Raw genomic sequence first — 4,556 nt, forward strand, 5'->3', positions numbered from 1 at the left:
GTGGAAATTTTTTAACGGTTTAAATTTTATTAAAGCTCCTGATTCCTAAGTCGGATATGATGAAGCAACAAACAACTTTTCTTTTTTGAATTTAGTTGAGAGCACTCTTTACAGCATCAATATAATAGGATAAATTATTAGTCTTAGTAATAATGTCAGGAGTAATTCCTTTGCCAATCTCACGGTATTCCTCTCCTTTTCTGTTAATCAAAATACCTGTAGTAAGTTTCAATATCGCTCCGTCTGACAATCTAAATTCAGAATTATCAGAAGTTAGCCCTTGCGTGTTAGCCCCTATTATTCTAACATTTTTCTGTCCTGCTAATGCCGCTGTCACAAACTCTCCGGAACTTGCCGTTTTCTTACTTACCAGTACAAAAACCGGAATATCTTTATTTTTAAGCTTGATTTTTTCTACATTAATTGTGGCAATTATGGTATTATCAAACAGTATATTTTTATCTTTATATTTGTAATACCCCACTTTACCTTCATTGTCTTTGGATCCTACCACATTCTGCTGATCAAGGAAAGGCTCAATGGCTCTGAACATTGGAGAAAACATACCACCATCATTTTCACGGAGATCAATAATCCAGGCTTTAAGTTGATGGGTGTCCAAAAGTTTTATTTTCTCATAAAAATCACGCACATAGAGATTCCAGTCATCATTATTCAGATTCCCAATGGCCGGTATGGTGATATACCCAAGGTCTCCATTAATCAGACTGTCTTTGGGAAACGGGAATTCAAGACCGGATTCTTTATACGTTTTCATATAAGACTGAACCATTTCAGGAGGATAAAACCCTGAATGATGATCTTCTAAACTTTTAATACTGTTAACAATCACCGGATAGGCTTCTTTATTTGTTTTTTTCCCTTTTATTGCATTCATTGCCTCGACAGTAACGGCATCCCAGTTAATCTTTCCTTTGTTGACTGAATGGTGCTTCATAAGCAATATCGCATCTGCAACATACTTTTTTGGATTATCCTGAGCGTTAATATGCTGATTACAAAACAAAAAGCAGATTATTATAGTATATAAAAGTTTCATATTTCAATGCTAGGTTTTAATGTAACGGTTAAAATGCAAATCTATCTATTTATTTGTATAATTAATAATTTGAATTGCAGGAATGTATAACTTTATCTTATCTGGAAAAATTGTAAACTTACCTGTTTTTAAAGTCATTAGCTGTTTCAAGAGTACCTCAAAGTTCAGCGTTGTATTTCTTAAATGATCTTTATAATGGTAAATATACTTATGTTCTCAAAATAATATATAGCTTTTCGTGTACAAAATAGAGTTGCCTATCAAGGTGATCTTTATGAAGTCTTCATTTTTATCTACTCAAAGTTACAAACTTTGCCAGCGGGGATGATGTTTTTGTTAATTTCATTAGGGTGACTGATTTTATGGTTTTTTTAGTCAACCTTTTTCAGAACGAGGCATTAGGTTCATATACATTTTCAGGGTTCTTTAATTTCTCTTCTTCAAAATCCTTCTTCATTTTCCTGTTATATTCTAAATTCTCCCAATCTATACTTTTCTCCCAGTAACGAACATCATTAAAATTGTATAATTTTCCATTACCATTATTGTCTTTAGTGGATGAATATTTTTCAAAGAACAAATTTCCTACAAAATTAAACCCTTCATTTTTTTATTTGCAAATAAAATCCTGTTGAATTCAACCTTTGTATTTTCGGAAAAATAATCAAATATTTTTTGTGCTTTTTCTTTTCATTCTTTAAGCAAACTAAATTGCAATCTATTATGTAATATAAAAGCCACTCAAACGAATGGCTTTGGTATTTTAATGACTACTTATTATTGTTTTTTTTGTCACATCATCTAATTTGTATGATATCCAATTGTTACCATATCTCCAAAATTCTAACCTATAATCTGTATACAAAGTATCCTTTTTATTTATTATAAATGCATACTCATAATAGCTATCATCTGGATTAACATTATTATTTACAGTTTCTATTTCTTCTTTTATCAGTAAAAGTTTCTTCGAGATTTCTTTAGAATTAATTGAAACTGTATATATATTAGGATTCTTATTAAAAAAAGACTTTAAATTAGAACCAAAAATTTCTCCATCATCATTTTTGGTATTATCATGTTTGTATATAAGAACTTCCTTAGAGGTACAAGATAAAACTATCATTGTAACTAATAATAAAAATATTCTGTTCATTATGGTTTTGTTTTCTTAGTTGATGTTACACTTTCTACGGTATAAGGTATTATACCATAATTTTTTCTTTTATCTTCACCTAATTTAACATTCATTTGATTTGCAACACCTGTAGTATATGCTTCCTCCTTATTTTTAAATGATAAATCTCTTCCATCCGGAGTAATCATTGATTTATCTCCTTTGGTTGATACATCTTTTTTTCTATTAGAATATTCACTGTCGTTAAATTTATTGTATCCATGAATTAACTCATGTCCTAATCGAGAGTAGGGTCTACGGATATCCTACTGGATAAAAATATTGTCGCTAAAATTTTAGATACACAAAAACTAAAGGAGAACGATAGACAACACGTCTTCGCTCTCCTTGATGCTTTTCTTAAGCAAACTAAATTGCAAAGCATTTTATAAAACAACAAAGCCAACTCAAATTGAGTTGGCTTTAGTTTAGTTATGAGCAGTTTCTAAATTATATATATCTCCGCCTTCTTTTGTACATTGTATAAATATTTGTCTTGGAATACTATCTTTCAAACTTATTTTGGTAGTTTGATTACAACTCTCATTGTTGTATTTAAAAATCAACTCTTTATTCTCAATATTGCTAGGTACTGCATCTGCAGATCCTAAATTATAAAAGCCTAAAAGCTTATTATGTGCAGTATAAATATACACTTGTCCACTTCCTCTCTTCGAGTCATCATAAACACCTGTATAATGAACAGAGTTTAAAATTTTTAGAGTATCTTTTTTAGAGGTGATGATATTCCCCAAATATGTGACTACTTGTTCATCAATTTCTTTTCCTTTTTTTGTAAATCCAAAATCTTGATTAAGAGTATTTTGTTCTAAAACTAATATTCTACAACGTTCATAATAGTCCAACTTGGTTTCAATAACTTTATTTTTACTATTCTGCTGTAAATCTGACTTATTACAACTCGTAAATAAAATTACAATTAAACTCAAAAAAAATCTTTTCATATTTTAATAATCTGAGGGTTTAGGTTTTTTAGATTCTTGTTGCATTTGTAAGACACTTTTTTGATAACCTGCTGTTCCACCACCATTATATGCTTCTACAGCTTTTGCCCATCCTTGAAATTTATAGGTAGCTTTTCCTGTTTTTGAATCAACTGAAACTCCTCCTTTAAATCCTTTTGTAGCTAATACTCTGGTTCCCGCATACAAAGAGTTTGTTTCGCTTGTTTTTTCACCTTTAGTTAATTGGTAACTGCTTTTCATCTTAGACCAATCTCCAGGAACATTAGCCTGCATAATATCTGTAATACCTGTTGTACCCGCATTCGATTCTTGAACTGTAACAGCTTTAACTAAAGTAGGGTCTAAGTCAGGAATTCCCTTTGTAGCTTCAGTCGGAATAGAATTCCCTCCTTCAGTTACTAAATTTAATTGTCCAGAATTTTTAGCCTGATTAAAATAGCCTGTTCTTGCTGCAATTTGATAGTCGTTTTCCTGATAAGCTGCGCCAGATACATCTTCATTAGACTGTGGTCTATGTTGAATTATATTAGGCATAGGAACTGACTTCCAGCCTGCAGTGCTTTGGGCAGGGTTATTACTTGCATTTGTAGATTCTTGTATATATGTTTTAAATTGAGTGTCACTTTTAATACGATGAACTTCTACACCTCTATTATTAATAAATACAATATCATTTGGCGCCATTCCATCAGGATCAATAAATCGAATAGGATTATTAAGACTATAACTATATGGTGACCAACCCGGAAACTCAGCTCCCTTTGGATCTACAACACCCCATCTTCCCAAATCCGGCATATACATTCTCGCCCCATAATCATACATACCCGTCTCCTGCAGTTCCTTACCATTGTACTTATAATTCTTATAAGTCCCCTGTCCAAAGAATGAATTTCCTGTTTTTAAATGGTTCATCCCAAAAGGATAATAATCATTAGCATCAGTGATTTCCAGAGCGCCTGCGCTGTTTCTTCCGAAACTTATCCTTGTATTTCCTAAATGATCTTTATACTGGTAAATATACTGATCTTTTCCGTAATCATAAAATCCTTCACCTGTTGGGAAAAACTGTAAGTCGGGAGTCTTAATGGCAGGAGGAGGGACTCTTCTTTGCTCTACGGAGAACGCTTCTATTTCCATGGCTTTTCTCATAGGGGATACTGCAAAAGCTGTTTCTGCTTCTTCAGCAGGAGTTCCTCCGCCACCTGGTGATGTACTACTCTGAGTTGCTGTATGACTGTATTGAAATCCGTCTAAATAATCCGCATCTGTTGTACTGGTGACAGTTCCATTGATGCCATTTTCAATTTCAATAGTTCTTTTGTATACTTTC

The 4,556-nt window shown here is 32.2% G+C and carries 6 protein-coding genes; all 6 read right to left on the minus strand.

Annotated features, from left to right (window positions below):
- Positions 1–91: 91 nt before the first annotated feature.
- The gene (locus AC27VX_RS23510; RefSeq protein WP_488698383.1) at positions 92–1,060 is read right to left on the minus strand and encodes a S41 family peptidase; all 969 of its coding nucleotides are present in this window, start codon (positions 1,058–1,060) and stop codon (positions 92–94) included.
- A 385-nt stretch (positions 1,061–1,445) separates the two neighbouring features.
- Positions 1,446–1,640: a hypothetical protein gene (locus AC27VX_RS23515; RefSeq protein ID WP_488698385.1), complete on the minus strand. Its 195-nt coding sequence runs from the start codon at positions 1,638–1,640 to the stop codon at positions 1,446–1,448.
- Positions 1,641–1,823: 183 nt separating this feature from the next.
- Positions 1,824–2,216 (minus strand): hypothetical protein, encoded by a 393-nt coding sequence (locus AC27VX_RS23520; protein WP_300686454.1) that lies wholly within the window; start codon positions 2,214–2,216, stop codon positions 1,824–1,826.
- On the minus strand, positions 2,216–2,386 hold the full coding sequence (locus AC27VX_RS23525; RefSeq protein WP_488698387.1) for a hypothetical protein: 171 nt from the start codon (positions 2,384–2,386) through the stop codon (positions 2,216–2,218). The genes AC27VX_RS23520 and AC27VX_RS23525 overlap by 1 nt, the downstream gene beginning before the upstream one ends.
- 279 nt (positions 2,387–2,665) lie before the next feature.
- Positions 2,666–3,202: a hypothetical protein gene (locus AC27VX_RS23530; protein WP_276159349.1), complete on the minus strand. Its 537-nt coding sequence runs from the start codon at positions 3,200–3,202 to the stop codon at positions 2,666–2,668.
- 3 nt (positions 3,203–3,205) lie between these two features.
- Positions 3,206–4,556: RHS repeat-associated core domain-containing protein (locus AC27VX_RS23535; RefSeq protein ID WP_488698389.1), on the minus strand; the 1,351-nt coding region annotated here is incomplete at its 5' end.

Source organism: Chryseobacterium sp. 14P4.3.2, from assembly GCF_057799275.1.